General features: G+C 38.6%; 16 protein-coding genes and 5 tRNA genes. 16 read left to right on the top strand and 5 right to left on the bottom strand.

All coding sequences use genetic code 11. From position 1 onward, the window contains the following. The first annotated feature begins 151 nt into the window (after positions 1–151). The 7 genes from QL998_RS08095 (at position 152) to purF (ending at position 10,902) form a co-directional block, all read left to right on the top strand. Positions 152–4,756, top strand: coding sequence for a FimV/HubP family polar landmark protein (locus QL998_RS08095; protein ID WP_290192502.1), 4,605 nt, complete (start codon positions 152–154; stop codon positions 4,754–4,756). Between the two features lie 153 nt (positions 4,757–4,909). Beyond that, positions 4,910–5,707, top strand: a complete 798-nt coding sequence (gene truA / locus QL998_RS08100; protein ID WP_007584098.1) for a tRNA pseudouridine(38-40) synthase TruA — start codon at positions 4,910–4,912, stop codon at positions 5,705–5,707. Positions 5,708–5,847: 140 nt separating this feature from the next. Further along, positions 5,848–6,723 (top strand): acetyl-CoA carboxylase, carboxyltransferase subunit beta, encoded by an 876-nt coding sequence (accD, locus tag QL998_RS08105; protein ID WP_007376856.1) that lies wholly within the window; start codon positions 5,848–5,850, stop codon positions 6,721–6,723. A gap of 25 nt (positions 6,724–6,748) precedes the next feature. Then, the gene (folC, locus tag QL998_RS08110) at positions 6,749–8,014 is read left to right on the top strand and encodes a bifunctional tetrahydrofolate synthase/dihydrofolate synthase (protein ID WP_182197518.1); all 1,266 of its coding nucleotides are present in this window, start codon (positions 6,749–6,751) and stop codon (positions 8,012–8,014) included. A gap of 11 nt (positions 8,015–8,025) precedes the next feature. Continuing rightward, a complete protein-coding gene (locus QL998_RS08115) occupies positions 8,026–8,667 on the top strand; it encodes an SPOR domain-containing protein (RefSeq protein ID WP_182197517.1) in 642 nt (213 codons plus the stop codon). A gap of 195 nt (positions 8,668–8,862) precedes the next feature. Beyond that, positions 8,863–9,357 carry a CvpA family protein gene (locus QL998_RS08120; RefSeq protein ID WP_007376853.1) on the top strand — a complete coding sequence of 165 codons (495 nt, stop codon included), beginning with the start codon at positions 8,863–8,865 and terminating at the stop codon, positions 9,355–9,357. A gap of 18 nt (positions 9,358–9,375) precedes the next feature. Then, entirely contained in the window at positions 9,376–10,902 is a 1,527-nt protein-coding gene (gene purF, locus QL998_RS08125) for an amidophosphoribosyltransferase (RefSeq protein ID WP_007580920.1), read from the top strand. A gap of 114 nt (positions 10,903–11,016) precedes the next feature. Here the strand turns inward: purF and QL998_RS08130 are convergent, their stop codons facing one another. Continuing rightward, positions 11,017–11,616, bottom strand: a complete 600-nt coding sequence (locus QL998_RS08130) for a Yip1 family protein (RefSeq protein WP_182197515.1) — start codon at positions 11,614–11,616, stop codon at positions 11,017–11,019. A gap of 206 nt (positions 11,617–11,822) precedes the next feature. On the opposite strand from QL998_RS08130, the gene miaE reads away from it, so the two are divergent. Then, on the top strand, positions 11,823–12,584 hold the full coding sequence (gene miaE / locus QL998_RS08135; protein ID WP_182197514.1) for a tRNA isopentenyl-2-thiomethyl-A-37 hydroxylase MiaE: 762 nt from the start codon (positions 11,823–11,825) through the stop codon (positions 12,582–12,584). On the opposite strand, the gene QL998_RS08140 is transcribed toward miaE, so the two are convergent. From QL998_RS08140 to QL998_RS08150, 3 genes are all read right to left on the bottom strand, one after another. Further along, positions 12,581–13,375 carry a transporter substrate-binding domain-containing protein gene (locus QL998_RS08140; protein WP_182197513.1) on the bottom strand — a complete coding sequence of 265 codons (795 nt, stop codon included), beginning with the start codon at positions 13,373–13,375 and terminating at the stop codon, positions 12,581–12,583. The genes miaE and QL998_RS08140 overlap by 4 nt on opposite strands. A gap of 54 nt (positions 13,376–13,429) precedes the next feature. Continuing rightward, complete coding sequence (locus tag QL998_RS08145) at positions 13,430–14,167, bottom strand: UDP-2,3-diacylglucosamine diphosphatase (protein WP_182197512.1); 738 nt, start codon at positions 14,165–14,167, stop codon at positions 13,430–13,432. A gap of 89 nt (positions 14,168–14,256) precedes the next feature. Beyond that, positions 14,257–14,748: a peptidylprolyl isomerase gene (locus tag QL998_RS08150; RefSeq protein WP_002958350.1), complete on the bottom strand. Its 492-nt coding sequence runs from the start codon at positions 14,746–14,748 to the stop codon at positions 14,257–14,259. A gap of 155 nt (positions 14,749–14,903) precedes the next feature. Here QL998_RS08150 and cysS point away from each other — a divergent pair, with 155 nt between their 5' ends. Further along, positions 14,904–16,283: a cysteine--tRNA ligase gene (cysS, locus tag QL998_RS08155; RefSeq protein ID WP_182197511.1), complete on the top strand. Its 1,380-nt coding sequence runs from the start codon at positions 14,904–14,906 to the stop codon at positions 16,281–16,283. Positions 16,284–16,355: 72 nt separating this feature from the next. Here the strand turns inward: cysS and folD are convergent, their stop codons facing one another. Further along, positions 16,356–17,210, bottom strand: a complete 855-nt coding sequence (folD, locus tag QL998_RS08160) for a bifunctional methylenetetrahydrofolate dehydrogenase/methenyltetrahydrofolate cyclohydrolase FolD (RefSeq protein WP_002958348.1) — start codon at positions 17,208–17,210, stop codon at positions 16,356–16,358. A 352-nt stretch (positions 17,211–17,562) separates the two neighbouring features. On the opposite strand from folD, the gene QL998_RS08165 reads away from it, so the two are divergent. The 7 genes from QL998_RS08165 (at position 17,563) to clpP (ending at position 20,573) form a co-directional block, all read left to right on the top strand. Next, a tRNA-Pro gene (locus QL998_RS08165) sits at positions 17,563–17,639 on the top strand. A gap of 55 nt (positions 17,640–17,694) precedes the next feature. Beyond that, positions 17,695–17,771: transfer RNA gene (locus tag QL998_RS08170), tRNA-Arg, on the top strand. A gap of 23 nt (positions 17,772–17,794) precedes the next feature. Next, positions 17,795–17,870, top strand: a tRNA-His gene (locus QL998_RS08175). 14 nt (positions 17,871–17,884) lie between these two features. After that, positions 17,885–17,961: transfer RNA gene (locus QL998_RS08180), tRNA-Pro, on the top strand. Between the two features lie 70 nt (positions 17,962–18,031). Continuing rightward, positions 18,032–18,108, top strand: a tRNA-Pro gene (locus tag QL998_RS08185). 378 nt (positions 18,109–18,486) lie between these two features. Next, positions 18,487–19,791 carry a trigger factor gene (gene tig, locus QL998_RS08190; RefSeq protein ID WP_024600100.1) on the top strand — a complete coding sequence of 435 codons (1,305 nt, stop codon included), beginning with the start codon at positions 18,487–18,489 and terminating at the stop codon, positions 19,789–19,791. Positions 19,792–19,955: 164 nt separating this feature from the next. Then, the gene (gene clpP / locus QL998_RS08195; RefSeq protein ID WP_024590978.1) at positions 19,956–20,573 is read left to right on the top strand and encodes an ATP-dependent Clp endopeptidase proteolytic subunit ClpP; all 618 of its coding nucleotides are present in this window, start codon (positions 19,956–19,958) and stop codon (positions 20,571–20,573) included. The last annotated feature ends 21 nt before the right edge of the window (positions 20,574–20,594 follow it).

Below are 20,594 nucleotides of genomic sequence, written 5' to 3' on the forward strand. Positions count from 1 at the left end.
TATAGTTTGTAATTGGAATAGAGCTTGCAATAAAAATAGATTGTAATAATAAATGCGAGTCAGTCATTTGGCTGATAATAGCAATAATAAACAATATTTATGCACTTAAGTTTTAGGTGTTTTATTAATATTTAAATATTAAAGGATCAGCATGCGCGGTTTAGCTACACTTATTATATTAGCGTCTGCATTGATAGTAACGCCAGTTTACTCTCAGGACAGTACCCAATTAAAGGGGCCTAAAGGCGTTGACTATGGTGCGCAAGGGCGATCAATTGGGCCAATTAAACCAACAGACACACTTTGGCGTATAGCGGCTAAAGTGCGCCCAGATAACTCCGTCAGCATTTATCAAGTTATGCAGGCCTTGTATAACAAAAACCCCAACTCATTTTTAGAGCAAAATCTTAATCATATTCAAAATGGTGCCTATTTAAAAATCCCTACCTTAGCCGAAATCAAAGGTGTAAATACACAGCTTGCAAAACAACGTTCTGAGCAAGATGATGCATTATGGGAAAAGAAAAAAAATGGCACGCTTACACAAAGTGAAATTAACTCAGCGCAAACCAAAGTAACTCAAGCACGTAAAATTGACGTAGATGATGCTAAAAAAGAAATACAGAAAGAATTAAATGAGATAAAAACAGAGCAAGGTACCAAGCTGATTGAGTTACAACAACAGTTTAAAAACTCTGTAAGTAATGTAGAAGAAATTTTAGTTGAAAATAATAATCTTAAAAAACAATTATCAGGAATTTCAAAAGAGCTCGAAAATTTACGTTTACAACTGGGACAAGACAGCGAAATTCAAAATCAGTTAAAAGAACTGATTGGTAAACAAAATGAGATTATTGCTGAACAAAAAAAACAAGAGATAATACCAAAAGAGTCATTTGATTTTGGCTCATTACTTTCAAATCCGATAGTGCTGGGCTTGTTAATGTTTATTCCTGGGCTAGTGATTATTTTTGCTGTTGTTATGTTTTTACGAAAACGAGTAAATAAGCAAGACGAGCCACAAAACGACGATGATTTTTTACCGCAAACCCCAACTTATACTGGTGATGACGATTTAGGCTCAAGCTTAAATGACGATCCAATTGTCCCCGATCCTCTAGATGATTTAAGTGTTCAACTAGATGATAGTCTTGAAAATGATATGTTGCCTGATGATGATTTAGACGACGGCTTAGATGATTTTTCTGGTGGCGAGAATTTACTCGACCAAGACGAACTTGAAAGTCTATTAAGTGATGACATCATTTTTGATGATGAAAATACCGATGACAATGATGAACTTGATATTTTTATGCAGCAAGGGTTTGATCAACCTTCAGATGAAAACGCTGAAGATATAGATTTAGACTTATCTGATGACTCAATAAACAATGATGAAATTCTAACTAATGACGATTTAGATAGCCTGTTTGATGAAGATGACAGTCTACCTGAGTTTGATGCAGTGCAAACAAACGAAGCTTTAGAAGATGATAGCTTAGAATCCCATGATGAAATGGCGGCTTTAAGTGAGGAGCTTGCAGATGATGATAATTTTGATATAGATGAATTATTAGATCAGACATCAACAGAATTAGATACCTCAGATAACACTTTAGATGAACTTGATTCAAGCGACGACTTTGATTTAGATGATATAGATAGCTTAATTGATGAAGCGAATGAACCAAAAAGTGATGTGGTAGATGACTCAATTGATGCAGAGTTACTCGGCGAAAATGAACTTCTAGAAGAAAACGACAACTTTGATTTAGACGACATAGATAGTTTAATTGATGAAGCAGCAGTTGATGCTGCAGATGATTCATTAGTTGAGGAAAGTGACGACTTTGATTTAGACGACATAGATAGTTTAATTGATGAAGCAGCAGTTGATACTGCAGATGATTCATTAGTTGAGGAAAGTGACGACTTTGATTTAGACGACATAGATAGTTTAATTGATGAAGCAGCAGTTGATACTGCAGATGATTCATTAGTTGAGGAAAGTGACGACTTTGATTTAGACGACATAGATAGTTTAATTGATGAAGCAGCAGTTGATACTGCAGATGATTCATTAGTTGAGGAAAGTGACGACTTTGATTTAGACGACATAGATAGTTTAATTGATGAAGCAGCAGTTGATACTGCAGATGATTCATTAGTTGAGGAAAGTGACGACTTTGATTTAGACGACATAGATAGCTTAATTGATGAGGCAGCGGTTGATACAGCAAATGATTCATTAGTTGAGGAAAGTGACGACTTTGATTTAGACGACATAGATAGCTTAATTGATGAGGCCGCAGCTGATACTGCAGATGACTTGTTAGTTGAGGAAAGTGACGACTTTGATTTAGACGATATAGATAGCTTAATTGATGAGGCCGCGGTTGATACTGCAAATGATTTATTAGTTGAGGAAAGTGACGACTTTGATTTAGACAATATAGATAACCTAATTGACGATGAACTAAAAAATTCAGATGTAAGAGATTCAGAAATTGATAATGCATTGGCAGACTCAGTTGAGGATTTAGCAGATGCTCAAGAAGAATTAAATGTTGATAATATTGAGTCGCTTGCTTCATCATTAAATGAAGAGCCCGAGCTTGCAGAAGAGCCTGAGCTTAACGATGAGCCAGAGCTTGTAGAAGAACCTGAACTTAACGATGAGCCTGAGCTTGAAGAAAAGCTTGAGCTTGAAGAAGAACCAGAGCTTGTAGAAGAACCAGAGCTTGTAGATGAACCAGAGCTTATAGAAGAACCAGAACTTATAGAAGAGCCAGAGCTTATAGAAGAACCAGAGCTTATAGAAGAACCAGAGCTTGTAGAAGAACCAGATCTTGAAGAAGAGCCTGAGCTTTTAGAAGAACCAGAGCTTGAAGAAGAGCCTGAACTTTTAGAAGAGCCTGAGCTTATAGATATTACCGTAGATGATTTTTCAGACACATCAGAGTCGCTTCTTGATCCTGAAGATGCACTTGAAGAATATACAGATGATACTTTAAAGAGCGTTGATGAGCTTTTAAATGAGCTACAGCAAACTACAGATGATGACTATTTAGAAACACCTGATTGGTCTTTAGACGAGCTTGATGATGACCTTGAAGAAATAGAAGTAGACCTTGGTGACGATCCGCTAGCGGGCGACGATGATTCAGATCTTACTGAAATTGAAGAGCAGCTTGATAGCGAGCTTGTAACGCCAAGTGAAGAGTTGGATGAATATCCTGAACTCGAATTAGACGACGCTCAACCATTATTAGAGAGTGAGCCCTCGTTTGAGTCGCAAGAACCCAAAGAAGAAGCATTAGATGATGAAAATGCAGTAGCACTTAGTCAAACAGAGAAAGATCTCGTAAATGCGCTTATGGCAGATGGTGATTTAGATAGTTTAGAAGATGATTTCGATGATGAACTATTAATTGATAATGACTTCTCTGAATTAGAAACTGAGATTGAAGATGAGTCACTTGATGATGAATTACGTCAAAAAATTAATGATGAGGTTGATTCTGTTGAACCACCAAGTATAGAAGATGACACCAAACCCCTTAACCTTGATGAAGTTCAAGAAACATTAGAAAGTGAGTTGCCATTTACCCCTGAAGAATTACAAGGGGATGATTTAGATGGCGAGGCACCGGGAATAGCTTCTAGTCAGGCTGAGCAAGATTTAGCAAATGCGCTTATGACAGATGCTGATTTAGATGGTTTAGAAGATGATTTCGATGATGAACTATTAATTGATAATGACTTCTCTGAATTAGAAACTGAGATTGAAGATGAGTCACTTGATGATGAATTACGTCAAAAAATTAATGATGAGGTTGATTCTGTTGAACCACCAAGTATAGAAGATGACACCAAACCCCTTAACCTTGATGAAGTTCAAGAAACATTAGAAAGTGAGTTGCCATTTACCCCTGAAGAATTACAAGGGGATGATTTAGATGGCGAGGCACCGGGAATAGCTTCTAGTCAGGCTGAGCAAGATTTAGCAAATGCGCTTATGACAGATGCTGATTTAGATGGTTTAGAAAATGATTTTGATGATGAGATTTTAATTGAAAATGATTTTTCTGAATTAGATGCTGAATTTGACGAAGATAGTTTAGATCAAGCGCTAACTGATGAGTTATCAGACGAATCGCAAGAGCAAACAAATGCAGAGCGCCAAGCACAGTTAACAAGCTTAGATGAAGTGGGTAGCACTGATATTAGCTCTGACGACGAACTTGATGAAGAGTTTATGTCAAATTTGACGCAAACTGATTTTGGTTCATTACTTAGTGAGTTAGCAGAGCCTGAAGAGTTAAGTGTTGATGACAGCAGTGAATTTGATGTTGACTTTGACAGCTTGTTAAAAGAAGACTTAGAGACAGATGACCCATTGACTACAAAAGAGTCACTTGTTGAAAGTAGTGATGTTGAGCAGTTTGATAATGATGAATTTGTAGATATTGATTCATTATTAGAAGAAAGTGACGACGCTGAACTTGAACATGAACCTTACACCGACGTTAATATGGATGTCGGTTTGAGTGAGTTTGATGCATTACTTGCCGGTGATAATCCGACGGATGTTGATGCTGAAAGTGGTGGCTACTCAGCTAAACTTGATTTAGCGCGTGCCTATATTGAAATTGATGATTTTGATTCTGCGCTTAAAGTCATTGAGGATGTCATTAACAAAGGTCCTGAAGAAGTTCAAGAGGAAGCACTTAGCTTAAAAGCTAAACTAAAATAAAATAATTAAAATGTTTATAAGAACCCGTATCTGGCTCAGCTAAATACGGGTTTTTTTATGTGTATTGGTTTGATTACGACAGGTCTCCTTTTATTGCATCGTTAGATAGCATAAAATGCCTCGTTCATTAGCACAGTAGGTAAAACGGTAATTATGCGAGTAGCACTTGGAGTTGAATACAACGGCGCACGTTACAGTGGTTGGCAGCGTCAATCACATGTAAATAGCGTACAGCAAGAAGTAGAAAAAGCGTTGTCGCGTATCTGTAATCATCCTGTTGAGGTTATATGTGCAGGGCGTACAGATGCTGGTGTGCACGGTACAGGCCAAGTAATACACTTTGAAACGCAAGCCGATCGCGATATGGTCGCATTTACACTAGGTATGAATACTTTAATGCCTAAAGATATTGCTATTCGCTTTGCCCAACCGGTTGCTGATGACTTTCATGCCCGTTTTAGTGCTACAGCTCGTCGTTATCGCTATGTTATTTATAACTCTCCCCTACGAGGAGCCGTATTAAACGAGGGTGTTACGCATTTTCATCATCATCTTGATGAAACAAAGATGCAAGAGGCGTGTCAATATTTAATAGGTAAACACGATTTTACCTCTTTTAGGGCTATACATTGCCAAGCGAATACACCGACAAGAACAATTCATCATCTGTCGGTACAGCGCCAAGGTACTTACGTTATTATTGATATTAAAGCGAATGCATTTTTACATCATATGGTACGTAATATCACAGGCAGCTTAATGGATGTTGGTTTACATAAACAACAACCTATATGGATAAAAGAGCTACTTGATTGTAAAGAACGCGCAAAGGCCAGTGCTACCGCTAAGGCCGCTGGTTTGTATTTAGTGGATGTTGACTACCCTGAGCAATTTAATATTCCTCAAACACCTTTAGGCCCTTTATTTTTGCCTGATATAGATGTGGTATAAGTACTTTTTATAAGCACTTTTAACTACTAAGACCAGTTTTTTATACCGCGTTAGTGTAATTCATGTTTTAATTGAAAAAATTTGTCTGCTAATTGCTATTAGTAGGCTCGCGACACAGAACAGTATTAAGAGAGTTGCAAATGAGTTGGCTAGAAAAAATCTTACCTAAAACGACAAAATCATCAGGTCGTAAAGAAATCCCAGAAGGTGTTTGGGCTAAGTGTACATCGTGTGATTCAATTTTATATAAAGCTGAATTAGAAAAGTCATTAAACGTATGTCCTAAGTGTGACCACCACATGCGTGTTAGTGGCCGTAAGCGCCTAGAGCATTTTTTAGATGAAGGTGATCGTCAAGAGCTTGGTACACAACATGAGCCTAAAGACATTCTTAAGTTTAAAGATTCTAAAAAGTACTCTGACCGTATCAGTGCAGCGCAAAAAGCAAGTGGTGAAAAAGATGCACTTGTAGCTATGAAAGGCCGATTAAAAGGTATTCCGGTAGCAGCGGTAGCATTTGAATTCTCATTTATGGGGGGGTCAATGGCTTCTGTTGTTGGCGCTCGCTTTGTTGATGCTGTTGATCAATGTTTAGAGCATAACATGCCGCTTATTTGTTTTTCTGCATCAGGCGGAGCACGTATGCAAGAAGCGCTTATGTCGCTTATGCAAATGGCTAAAACAAGCGCTGCACTTGCAAAAATGACTGAAAAAGGTCTTCCATTTATTTCAGTAATGACCGATCCAACAATGGGTGGTGTATCGGCATCACTTGCTATGCTGGGTGATATTAACGTTGCTGAACCTAAAGCGTTAATTGGTTTTGCAGGTCCTCGTGTTATTGAACAAACTGTTCGCGAAACATTACCAGAAGGTTTTCAGCGTAGTGAATTTTTGCTAGAACACGGTGCAATTGACATGATTATTGACCGCCGTGAAATGCGCGATACCCTTGCACGCATTTTAGCTAAATTTATGAACTTGCCTTCTACGGAACAAGAGCATAGAGTAGCGTAAATTTCAGCTTTACTGATTACACGCTATGACAAAATCAATTCCTAGCCAATCATCAAGCCTTGATGATTGGCTTTTTTATTTAGAAAGTGTTCACCCAGCTAACATTGCAATGGGGTTAGAACGAGTTACTAATGTTGCCAACAATATTGGCCTTTTAAACACCCCAAGTAAAATTATTCTTATTGCCGGTACAAACGGTAAGGGCACCACTGCACGTTGCTTAGAGTCGCTATTGCTAGCGCAGGGGTTTAGCGTGGGTACTTACGCATCTCCTCATTTAATTCGTTATAACGAGCGTGTACGAGTTAATGGCGAAGAACTGGCAGACCAATTCCATATAGATGCTTTTCACCAGCTTGAGCAAGGCCGTAAAGACACTCCTCTTACTTATTTTGAATACGGTACTTTGGGTGCGTTGGCAATTTTTAAACGCTGCAGCGTCGATTATGTATTACTAGAGGTGGGTCTAGGTGGGCGCTTTGATGCTACAAATATAGTAACTCCCTTTGCAAGCGTGATCACCACCATCGATTTAGATCATAAAGAGTACCTAGGTGATACACGAGAGTTAGTGGCTTATGATAAAGCCGGTATTTTTCGTGAAAATACGCCTGCTATTATAGGGGATTTAAATATTCCTCACACAATGACTGATTATGGCAAAGAAATTAATGCCAATATGACGTTGTCGGGCAGTGACTTTATTTTCAAAGAAAATGCTGAGAGCTTTAATTGGCAATATAAAGAACATAATCTTGAAATAGATAAGCCAGCAATACCATGTCAAAATGCAGCAACGGCGTTAACTGCACTAAGTGTTTTAAGCTTATTACCTAGTGAGCAAGTCATACGAAGTTGCCTCGCTAATTTAGTTGTAGAAGGGCGGTTTCAGCAGTTAAGTACTGAGCCTTTAGTCTTTACCGATGTAGCACATAACCCTGAGTCGGCACGTTATTTAGCCAATAAGTTATCAAGCTATAAAGATAAAGGCTTTAAAATTCATGCATTAGCCGCTATGCTTGCTGATAAAGATAAAGCAGGTGTACTTAAAGAAGTAAGTCACTTGGTCGATGAGTGGTCATTAGCTAGTTTAAGTGGCCCCCGAGGCGACACTGCAAGTAATTTACAAAATGCGCTGCAGGGTATATCTCATCATAATACTATCAATAGCTATGATAGTGTGGCACAGGCACTAAGTGTAATTTTACCAAAACAACAAAGTGATACTATGTTGATTGTATTTGGTTCATTTTTTACAGTGGCCGGCGCTATTAATTACTTTAAAAAATAGAGAGGATGTCGGTGAACTCAAGTTTTATTAATCGCTTAGTCGGAACAAGTATAGTAGTGATCGCAGCAATTGTGTTTATCCCTAATATACTCGATGGCGAAAAAGTGCATTATAAAGAAGGCTTTAAAGCGATTCCTGATAGCCCTGAGTTCAAAACAATCGATCTTCAAGAGTCAATTGATGAAAACATGGCTAATGCTGAACCACTAAAACAAGATGAAATTGAAGATATTCAAGCTGATGATGAAGCTTTTGAGCAGCAAAATGCTATGGATGAGAGTGACTACGCTGTAGAGAATAAAGTTGTTGAAGCGACTATTGAACCTAAAGCTACACCAATTACAAAAGCGCCTGTTCAAGCTAAACCAAAACCTATTGCGCCTCGTAAAAGTGATGAAAACCTAACAAGTATGGCTTACGTTATTCAATTAGGTAGTTTTTCACATGTTGCAAATGTAAAAGCATTACAGGCTAAATTAAAAATTGAAGGGTTTAAAACGTTTACTAAACCGATTAAAACCCCAAATGGGACGTTAACCAAGGTATTTGTTGGTCCTTCGCTTGATAAAAATGAATTACAAAAGCAGCTTCCCCAGCTGAAAGAGCTTACTAAATTGAATGGTAAAGTTACGCAATACGAAGTTACAAAATAATTATAAAGAGGCTTGTATCACAAGCCTTTTTTTATTTATTTATATTTGTTTTTATCATTATCTTTATCTCATAATACCCATTCTATAATGTTAATTTTTTGTATTGACTACAACCCAGTAATCTCCCGTTTAAACTTGCATACTAACGATGTTTGGGTATAGAATGCGCCCCAAATTAGCGACTAATTGGTTCTTATGATCTGGGTTGATTACGCCATTATTGGCATCATTGCATTGTCTACCATCATCGGTTTAATACGCGGCTTTGTAAAAGAAGCAATGTCATTAGCGGTATGGGCTGGCGCCTTTATCATCTCTAGCTTATTTTACCAATATTTAGCTTCCTTCCTAACAACCATTTCTGAACCCCTTTTAAGAAATGCTGCGGCCATAGCCATATTATTCTTTGCGACGCTACTGTTAGGCGGTTTACTAAACTATATTTTAGGTGAGCTTGTACATCGTACTGGTTTATCGGGTACCGACCGTGTTTTTGGCATAGTGTTTGGTGCTCTACGAGGCGTGTTGGTCGTGAGCGCGTTACTCTTCTTTCTTGATGCTTTTACTGGTGCACCCAATACGCACTGGTGGGGCAATTCTATTTTGATTCCAGAATTTGGCTTTGTAGTTGAATGGTTCTTTTCGTACCTAGAAAACAACTCGAGCTTTTTAAATTCAGTAAACCGTTAATCGGCGAGGATAAATTACATGTGTGGTATCGTTGGAATAGTCGGAACATCCCCTGTGAATCAGGCGATTTATGATGGCTTAACTGTTTTGCAGCACCGTGGTCAAGATGCCGCGGGTATCATTACCATTGAGAATAATACGTTTAGCTTACGCAAAGCAAATGGCCTTGTGAAAGATGCCTTTCACACCCGTCATATGAAACGACTACAAGGTACAATTGGCCTTGGCCATGTGCGTTATCCTACAGCAGGATCTTCAAGCTCATCTGAAGCACAACCTTTTTATGTTAACTCACCGTTTGGTATAGCGCTTGCCCATAATGGCAACCTTACTAATGCAGAAGCTTTAAAAGAGCAGTTATTCTCAGAAGCACGTCGTCACGTTAATACAACGTCAGACTCTGAAATTTTACTTAATATCATGGCACATGAATTAAGTAAGTCTGATAAGTTGCATTTAGACCCTGAAGATATTTTTACTGCGGTAACCGAAGTAAACAATAAAGTAAGCGGTGGCTATGCAACTATTGCTATGATTATCGGCCATGGCATTGTTGCTTTTCGCGACCCTAATGGTATTCGCCCACTTGTATTTGGTAAACGCGAAACCGAAAAAGGTACTGAGTACATGTTTGCCTCAGAAAGCGTTGCGTTGAAACCGGATGGTTTTGAGTTTGTACGTGATGTTGCACCTGGTGAAGCTATATATGTTACAGAAGAAGGTGAATTCCATTCACTTAGTTGTGCTGATAAGGCTTCTTACTCGCCGTGTATTTTTGAATTTGTTTATTTTGCTCGACCTGACTCAACAATAGACCGTATGTCTGTATACGCAACACGCGTAAACATGGGGACTAAACTAGGCGAAAAAATTGCACGCGAATGGGCAGACAAAGATATTGATGTAGTTATCCCAATTCCAGAAACTTCATGTGATGTAGCACTGGAAATTGCACGTGTACTTGATTTACCATATCGGCAAGGTTTTGTTAAAAACCGTTATATTGGTCGTACATTTATCATGCCCGGCCAAGAGATGCGTAAAAAATCAGTGCGTCAAAAGCTAAACGCAATTGATCGCGAATTTAAAGGTAAAAACGTATTATTGGTTGATGACTCAATTGTTCGTGGTACAACATCAGCACAAATTGTTGAAATGGCCCGAGAGTCTGGCGCTAAAAACGTTTACTTTGCATCAGCGGCACCTGAAATACGCTTCCCTAATGTGTACGGTATTGATATGCCTTCAGCCGCTGAGCTTATTGCTCACGGACGTGAAGTAGAAGATATTAATGCAAGCATAGGGTCTGACGGTTTAATCTTTCAATCGTTAAAAGATTTAATTGCTGCGGTTAGCCAAGAAAATCCTGAAATTACTAAGTTTGAAACCTCAGTATTTGATGGCCAATATATTACTGGCGATATTGATCAAAACTATTTAAATCGTATTGATAAGCTACGTAACGATTCAGCAAAAAGCACCCGCGAAAGTGCGATGTCTTCAGGTTTAGAGATACACAACCAAGACGAAAACGAAGCTGATTAATGGTTATTGATAAAAACTATTAAATATAAAAAAAGGAGCTAATTAGCTCCTTTTTTGCGAAGGAAAGAAAGGGAACATTTCTATCAAACACGACTTTTTATTAGGTAAACTTTATTAAGTAAACATAGGGCTAACAATCCCATTTGTCCAAAGCATCGCTGTTACAGCTAAAATAATAACCAGTAATATTAATCCACACGTTACTACCGAGCTGGCGTAAATAAAGCCACGCTCTTCGGGGATATGCATAAGTATAGGTACGCCGGTGTAGAGCAAATAGACCGAGTAAGTTAGTGCAATAATTCCAGCACAAACTACAAACCAAAGTACAGGCCAAAAAGCGGCGAGTGCCGACATAAACACTGGTGTTGCAGTATATGCTGCAAGTTCAAGTGTTTGTGTAAATGTAGGTTTAGAGCCAAATGTAACCGCCATCCAATGGGCTAAATACGCCAATGCAAAAACACCCGCTATTAAAGCAAAATACATTGCACCTGCAATTAGCAGTGCACTATCGTGCGTTAAAAATACGGGATTGCCTGCACCTATACTCCATCCTAAATAAACAGATGAGTAGTAGCCCATTATTGAAGGAAATAAAGCAATCAGTAAAATATGCGACAAACTATAGGTTAAACTTTCATGGCGATTATCTATTGTTTGCCATTCTTCAAGTGGGTGAGCATAAATGCCCCAGAGGTGATTTAGTATCATAGTACTTACTCCATAAAAGGAACGTATTATTGTTTTGGTTGGTTTATTTTTATACAGTCTATGTACAGTTATGGTTCACTTATTTTGCAAAGTCAAGTTAACTCGTTATTAACATTTAGACGCAGATAAGGGCTTTGATTTATCCCAAGCAAAATTTCGTGTTAAAATAACGGTCTATCAAATTTATTTAGTAATGAGCAGTCAACGTGCCACATAGCCAACTTTTAGAGCCGATTAATAACTTTTTATTGTGTACCACCCCAGAGCAATGGGTGGAGCAAGCAATTAAAAAAGAAAACTTATCAGTCATTTTAATAGATCACTTAATTTGTGAATTAAAAGCAGCTCAAAGTGCGATGTTTTTAATACGTAAATACGCGGTAGATAAAGAGGGTAGTGATGCATTACTCGAGTGGCTAAAGCCATTTGAAACGCTTATTTACAAGCGAGAAGGGAATTGGCGCGATCTGGCTGCTAAAAATAAGCTCACTAAATCAATAATTCCTAAATCGAGTTCTCCATACGGGCAAGGTCTAATCGATAAAATGGTTTTGCTGATAAAAGAAGAGCTGCATCACTTTTATCAAGTGCTCGAAATTATGGACGAGTACGGTGTTGAGTATCGAAGTATTACACCATGTCGTTACGCAAAAGGCATGCTCCGTCATGTTAAAACGTTCGAGCCCGATGCATTAGTCGATAAGCTAATAGTAGGCGCTTATATTGAGGCGCGTTCGTGTGAGCGTTTTGCAAAGCTTGCACCGCATGTTGATAAACGCTTAGGTGATTTTTATATTTCGTTGTTACGTTCAGAAGCGCGTCATTACCAAGATTATTTAACTTTAGCGCAAGAAATTGCTGATTTTGATATTACCGAACGCGTAAACTTTTTTGGTGAAAAAGAAAAAGAGTTAATTTCTACAACCGATACTGATTTTAAATTTCATAGCGGTATTCCTACTGTTTAAATACCCTCATTTTCTTTTAAAAAATTAATATACTCTGTTATTTTCTGATTGCTGAAATTATGTTTTTTCATAATTTTAGCAATGCGACCATTGTTAATTATTATATCAATTCCTCTATTAAATTTTTGTAAGTATTCTTTAGCCCTATAATTTGATTTAGAGACAACTACATATAGTTTATGAGAAGCAAGATCTGGCGATAAATACTCAATATTATCATCATCCAAATCTTCGGTTTTAGTGTTTTCAAGCCAATATTTTCCAACCTCTTTAGTACCCGCGACTAAATCAATACGCCCTTGTTGTAGTAAATATAAGCTTGTAGGAAGACTTTTAGTGGACGTTATTGCCAGATCCGTATTTCTAGCAAACTCTTGGCTTACAACGGCATTGTCTTCTATACCAATACTATAAGGAGTTAATGATTGAACTGTACCATCGAAATTAATAATACTTTCTTTTCGCTTAAAAACTCCTGAGTGAGCAACTGCAAGTGGACGGGAGTAGTAAAAAACTTCATTTCTTTTTAATGAATAAAAAGCACCTAAAATAGCTGTTTTTCTGTTTTTTTCTAATAGCTTTAAAGCGCGATTCCATGTCGTAAACTCGACTTCGCTATTAATACCTTGTGTTTTAAGTGCTGATTGGGCTATTTCATATAACCAACCATTATTGGGCAAGTTTTCGCTAAAATAGGGAGGGTAGTTTTCAGTAACAATTTGCCATGTTTGTTCGCTAAATACTTTTGTTGGAATGGCAATTACTACGATGAAAATTAACAGCTTAATCATTAAACCTCTCACTATTATTCAAATGTATAGATAAATAATAGTCAGAATTTTAAATTATGCGAAAGGCGTGCTAATTAATTCTTGTGATTGAGGGGTAACGACTAAATAAGAGCCTTGGGTGTACCAGTCACCTAGCACTGTGCGAGTAAGTGTTTGTTCATTAACTTTATACGTATGAACATTAGGGCGGTGAGTATGACCATGAATCATATTAGTAACGTTATGTTTAGCAAAGGTGGCAAGCACGGCTTCATCTACAACGTCTAAAATTTCGATAGGTTTATCAGCTTGGCGCAACTTACTTTTTTCACGGGCATTACGCGCTATTTTTTTACGATACCAAAGTGGCATTGCAAGCATTAGTTTTGGCCACCACCAACCACGGCTTTTTTTACGAAATTTTTGATACTCAGTATCTTGAGTGCACATTTCGTCGCCATGTAAAATAACGGTAGGCGTACCATATAAATCAATGACTGTTTGTTCATCGAGTAAAGTCATTGCGGCCATGTCTGCATATTGCTTGCGCATGATGAAATCACGATTGCCATGTATAAAATAAACAGGTGTCCCACCATCATTAACGGCGCTTAAATGCTTTGCTACATCGGCACTCAGCGCTGTAATGTAGTCATCTCCAACCCATACTTCAAAAAAATCACCCAAAATATAAAGTGCATCTACATCTTTATTTAGTATATGCGTATTTAAAAAGTCAAAAAATGCAGCGCTAATGTCGGGGCGGTTTTCGCTTAGGTGTAAATCTGCAATAAAGTAAGTTTGGCGAGTCATAGGTCAGTCTTTTCGATATAAATAAAGCGGGCGTATACACATTGCGTAAATGCCCGCTGATACTCCACATTACGTGGGTAAACTTACTATTAGCTAACAGTAACGCTTTCGATGATCACATCTTCAAGAGGCACGTCTTGGTGAAAACCAGTACTACCTGTTGCTACGCCTTTTATTTTATTTACTACGTCCATGCCTTCTACTACTTCAGCAAAAACACAGTAACCCCAGCCTTGCGATGTTTCGCTACTGTGGTTTAAAAAGTCGTTGTTGTTCACGTTAATGAAAAACTGTGCAGTTGCTGAATGAGGATCAGGCGTACGCGCCATTGCTAAAGTACCTATCTTGTTAGATAGGCCATTATTAGCTTCATTTTTAATTGGGTCGTTAACTTCTTTTTGTTCCATACCTGGTACAAAACCACCGCCTTGAACCATAAAACCATCGATTACACGATGAAAGATAGTGCCGTTGAAAAAATCAGCATTTGCATACTCTAAAAAGTTTTTAACAGTGTTTGGAGCTTCTTGCTCAAACATTTTAATGGTGATGTCACCAAAATTGGTGTGTAGAACAACCATGTGTTTTCCTATATCTGGTTTAAATATTGGCGCTATTTTATCGTAGTTGGCTAAGATTAACAAAGTAGATGTTTGGTTTGTTATAAAGCGCTAGAGCAGGGGCTTTTCAAGTGGTAACATAACTGTTCAAGTAAATAGTCAAGGACTCAAAGTAAATGGTAAATATATACAACACACTCACGCGACAAAAAGAGCAATTTAAACCTATGGTCGAAGGCAAAATCGACATGTATGTGTGTGGTATCACCATTTATGATTACTGCCATATTGGACACGCTCGTACTTTTGTTGGTTTTGACGTTATTGTGCGCTATTTACGTCATATTGGTTACGATTTAAAATATGTACGTAACATTACAGATATCGACGATAAAATAATTAAACGCGCAAATGAAAATGGTGAGTCAATAAACGATTTAACTGTGCGCATGACTAAAGCGATGCATGAAGATTTTGATAGCCTAAATATGCTACGCCCAGATATTGAACCAACAGTTACAAGCCATATGGATGAAATTATCGTTATGGTTAAGCGCTTGATTGAAAAGGGCCATGCCTATGTTGCAGCTGATGGCGATGTATTGTTTGATGTATCAACGTTTGAGCAATACGGTGCGCTTTCTCAGCAAGATTTAACTATGCTGCAATCGGGCTCTCGCGTTGAAGTAGCGCAAGATAAAGACGATCCACTTGATTTTGTGTTATGGAAAAAAGCCAAAGCAGGTGAGCCATCATGGTCATCACCGTGGGGTGAAGGGCGTCCTGGTTGGCATATTGAATGTTCGGCAATGAGCTCAAAACACTTAGGTGAGCATTTTGATATTCACGGTGGGGGGTCTGATTTACAGTTTCCACATCATGAAAACGAAATTGCCCAGTCGTGCTGTGCAAACAACGGCAAGTATGTAAATACATGGATACATACTGGCATGGTGCAAGTAAATAAAGAAAAAATGTCTAAGTCGTTAGATAACTTTTTTACTGTGCGTGAAGTTTTAAAAGCATACGATGCCGAATCTGTTCGTTACTTTTTAATTTCAGGGCATTACCGCAGCCAATTAAATTACTCGCAAGAGAATTTAGACCAAGCGCGCTCATCACTTGAACGCATTTATACAGCGCTTCGTGATGTCGTACCGGTAGAATGCGATTTAGAAGGCAATGAGTTTGTTGCTAAATTTAGAAAAGCAATGAATGATGACTTTAATACACCAGAAGCACTACCTGTGTTGTTCGAACTTGCTAAAGAATTAAACCGCGTAAAAGAAAGTGACGCAGGTCAAGCTGGCAAGTTAGCGTTTATACTGCGTAGCCTTGGTGAAGTGTTAGGCGTTGCTCAACAAGCACCGGAAGCTTTTTTACAAGGTGGGCAAGATGACGACGAAGTTGCGACAATTGAAGCATTAATTGTAAAACGTAATGAAGCACGTGCTAGTAAGGACTGGGCTGCTGCTGATGAAGCTCGCGATGCACTTAATGCATTAGGTGTAATACTTGAAGATTCAGCTGGTAAAACAACGTGGCGTAAAGCGTAAGCGTTTAAAGTAATTCAGGTCAAACTAAAAAAGGGTTGCCAAACGGCAACCCTTTTTTGATTTTTTAACAGCTTAGCTGTGATACTTTTCACACGCTTCAAGTGTGTTTTCAATTAAGCTTGCGACAGTCATCGGGCCAACGCCACCTGGTACAGGTGTAATAAAATGCGCTTTTTGTTCGGCCACACTGTATTGAACATCACCGACTAATTTACCCGTATCTAAGCGGTTAATGCCCACATCGATAACAATAGCGCCTTCTTTTATCCAATCTCCCGGTATAAATTCAGGTTTACCGACAGCCACAACTAATAAGTCAGCGCGGCGAACATGTGTTTCTAAGTCTTGAGTAAACTTATGACACACAGTGGTAGTACAACCTGCTAATAAAAGCTCTAACGACATTGGACGACCAACAATATTTGACGCGCCAACGACAACTGCATGCATCCCTTTATAACGTACACCCGTTGAATCAAGTAATGTAATAATACCTTTAGGCGTACATGGGCGAAGGGCAGGCATACGCTGTGCTAATCGACCAATGTTATATGGATGAAATCCATCAACATCTTTATGTGGGGTAATACGTTCTAAAATCTTTTCAGCATCAAGGCCTTTTGGCAGTGGTAACTGCACTAAAATCCCATCAACTTCGGCATCATTATTTAGCTCGTCAATTAAATCTAAAAGAGTTTGCTCTTGTGTGTCTGCTGGTAAATCAAATGATTTAGAGATAAAGCCAACTTCTTCACAGGCTTTACGTTTTGAACCAACATAAACTTGGCTTGCTGGATCAAGTCCAACGAGCACTACTGCAAGTCCTGGTGCACGTAAACCATTTGCTACACGTTCACTTACGCGTTCTGCTACAGCGCTACGTACTTGTTTTGCGATTGCCTTACCATCAATGATGTTTGCCGTCATGGGTGACCTTTAATTGGGGTTAATTAACTAGATACCGATACTCTAAAAACGAGTGCATAATAAAATAGGGGTAAAAATGCTAATAAAGAAAACATACTCTTTATATAACTCGTTTTATAATGTGCCTACTATTTTCGCAGAAAAGCATAGCAGCGCCAAGTTGCTTTTAATGTATATAACATTTGAGTTGTTAAATAGTTTAAATTTCAGCCTACTATTGTAATATTTAACCATTGTGCACTAAAAATGAGCACTTGATTGGTTTTATTAAAAAAACGTTTGACCTAACCCCGTCAAATCACTATTATGCACCCCGTTGTCAACGAGGTCACTCGCTAACAATAATAAGTTTCGGCGATTAGCGCAGTTTGGTAGCGCACTTGGTTTGGGTCCAAGGGGTCGCAGGTTCAAATCCTGCATCGCCGACCATTTTTATAATTTATTATAATCGAATAGCTTATTGGTAAACTATGAAGTTTTCGATGCGCCCATAGCTCAGCTGGATAGAGCAACGCCCTTCTAAGGCGTGGGTCGAAGGTTCGAATCCTTCTGGGTGCACCATTTGAAAACATGTAAATATAGCGGTGATTGTAGCTCAGTTGGTAGAGCCCCGGATTGTGATTCCGGTTGTCGTGGGTTCGAGCCCCATCAGTCACCCCATTTACAACGAATATCGGCGATTAGCGCAGTTTGGTAGCGCACTTGGTTTGGGTCCAAGGGGTCGCAGGTTCAAATCCTGCATCGCCGACCATTTTCTTAAAATGGTCTTATACTCTCAGTTTAAGTGTTCAGTATGAAAAAAGAAGTTAACTCTTCAATGTCGGCGATTAGCGCAGTTTGGTAGCGCACTTGGTTTGGGTCCAAGGGGTCGCAGGTTCAAATCCTGCATCGCCGACCATTTTCTTATCTAGTAAGAATAATAAATAAACTCCTCTAAGTTATAAATCTAAATTCGTTAGCCTTTAATTCTATTAAATAATTTGTATTTTATTCTATTCAATGCTCAGTTAGCCTGTTTTTTATTCAGTTAGTCTCTATAGTCCCTTATCTAGTCCAAATAATTGCCCCCTATACTCGACTATCATAAATATTAGGTTATAATGCCGCGTCTATTGTTTAACATAGTGCCCGAAGGGCAAAGCAGCAATGGTATCTCATGGTAGCGACGGATGCTTTTAAGTGTGAAAAACCGCTTAAACTTTATCAAGACTCATGCAGATCACTTTGTTTGTAAAGGAAGGCGAACAGTCGCCAAAATTGAATATTGAGGTAAATCATGCAAGTTTCTGTTGAGACGACCCAAGGCCTTGAGCGCCGTATAACTATCACCGTTCCTTCAGAGAACGTTGAGACCGAAGTAAAAAAACGCCTACAACAACTGTCAAAAACACAGCGTATAGATGGTTTCCGTGCTGGTAAAGTTCCAGTATCTGTAATTAACAAGCGTTTTGGCCCTGCAGTTCGTCAAGAAGTTGCTGGCGAAGTAATGCAACGTAATTTTTACGAAGCAATCGTTTCTGAAAAAATCAATCCAGCTGGCGCGCCTACATTCGCACCTAAATCACTTGAAGCAGGTAAAGATTTAGAGTTCTCAGCAACGTTTGAAGTTTACCCTGAAGTTGAAGTTCAAGGTTTAGATAAAATTACTGTTGAGAAACCAGCGGTAACAGTAACTGACGAAGATTTAGCTAACATGCTAGAAACACTTCGTAAGCAACACGCTGAGTGGGCTGATGTTGATACAGCTGCTGGCGAAAACGACCGTGTAACAGTTGATTTCGTAGGTACTATCGACGGTGAAGTATTTGAAGGCGGCAAAGCTGAAGACTTCCCATTAGAACTTGGCCAAGGTCGTATGATCCCAGGTTTTGAAGATAACATCGTAGGTAAAAAAGCAGGCGAAGAAGTAGTTGCTGATGTAACTTTCCCTGATGATTACCACGCTGAAAACTTAAAAGGTAAAGCGGCTCAATTCACTATCACAGTGAAAAAAGTTGAAGCGCAAGAATTACCAGAATTAAGCGAAGAGTTTGCAACTAAATTCGGTGTTACCGAAGGCGGCGTAGACGCGCTTAAAGAAGAAGTTAAAAAGAACATGACACGTGAGCTAGACCAAGCGGTTAAAGCAAGCGTTAAAGACCAAGCAATCAAAGGTCTTTTAGCTAACAACGAAATCGAAGTGCCTAAAGCACTAGTTGATCAAGAAGTTGATGCTCTACGTCAGCAAGCAGCTCAACGTTTTGGCGGCGACGCTCAAAACATGCCAGAGCTTCCTGCTGAATTGTTCCACGAGCAAGCTGTAACACGTGTTAAAACTGGCCTTTTATTAGGTGAAGTGATTAAAGCTAACGAGATTAAAGTTGATGACGCTAAAGTTGAAGCATTAATTGCAACGGTAGCTTCTGCATACGAAGATCCAACTGAAGTAGTAGAATACTACAAAGGTAATGATCAACTTATGCAGCAAATGCGTAATGTAGCAATGGAAGAGCAAGCTGTTGAAGCTATTTTAGCTAAAGCAGTTGTTACTGATGTTGAAAAAGCATTTGATGACATCATGAATCCACAGCAAGGTGCTTAATAAGTCATTGACTTAAGCTCTCGCTAACGATTAAATGGCTCGTGCTACTCTGTTTATACAGCGTGCCCGGGCCATTTTAGTTTTTGGCTCTAAATTTGCGAAAAACGATAACTATGCTTCCTTATAATAAGGATAAGTATAAGCGCATAAGGAATTAAATAAGTATGAATACTGGTATTACAGATCCCCTAAATGCATTGGTCCCAATGGTTGTTGAACAAACACCAAAAGGCGAGCGCTCGTATGATATTTATTCGAGATTATTAAAAGAGCGTATTATCTTTTTAACAGGTCAAGTTGAAGACAACATGGCAAATCTGATTTTAGCGCAAATGCTATTTTTAGAATCAGAAAATCCTGATAAAGATATCTTTTTATACATTAACTCACCAGGTGGTTCAGTAACTGCGGGTATGGCTATTTACGACACAATGAACTTCATCAAACCAGATGTAAGTACAATATGTGTAGGTCAAGCTGCAAGCATGGGTGCTTTTTTACTTACTGCTGGCGCTAAAGGTAAACGTTTTTGTTTACCAAACTCTCGTGTGATGATTCACCAACCATTAGGTGGTTTCCAAGGTCAAGCATCTGACTTTGAAATACACGCTAAAGAAATTCTGTCTATTAAAGCTAAGCTTAATCGCTTAATGGCTGAGCATACAGGCCAACCATTGGATATTATCTCTAAAGACACAGATCGTGATAACTTTATGAGTGCCACGCAAGCTGTAGATTACGGCTTGGTAGACTCAGTTTTTACAAATCGCGATAAAAAGTAAGTGCTTGGTGAGCAGGATTGC

This window comes from Pseudoalteromonas sp. APC 3691 (assembly GCF_030408135.1).
Classification (GTDB): Bacteria; Pseudomonadota; Gammaproteobacteria; order Enterobacterales; family Alteromonadaceae; genus Pseudoalteromonas.